Genomic DNA, 314 nt, shown 5'->3' on the forward strand with positions numbered 1-314 from the left:
GTGTGTTGTGCGTATGAAGAAATATAAATCCTATAAAGGAAAAGTCGGTAGAATTGCACCTAATATTTTAGAGCGTAATTTTCATACAGATGCACCGAATCAAAAGTGGGTAACAGACATCACAGAGTTTAAATTGTTTGGAGAAAAACTGTATGTATCACCTGTATTAGATTTGTATAATGGTGAAATTATTACCTATACAATTGGTTCTAGACCGACGTATTCGCTTGTTTCAGACATGTTAGAGAAAGCATTGGAACGTTTACCTGAAACGCACCAGCTACTGATGCATTCGGATCAAGGATGGCATTATC

Annotated in this window: 1 protein-coding gene; it reads left to right on the forward strand. The window is 36.3% G+C overall.

Annotated elements, in window-relative coordinates:
• A partial coding sequence (locus FE392_RS22540; protein WP_319931913.1) for a DDE-type integrase/transposase/recombinase occupies window positions 1-314 on the forward strand: 314 nt, incomplete at both ends.

Origin of the sequence: Xenorhabdus santafensis (assembly GCF_033949405.1) — a bacterium.
GTDB lineage: Bacteria > Pseudomonadota > Gammaproteobacteria > Enterobacterales > Enterobacteriaceae > Xenorhabdus > Xenorhabdus santafensis.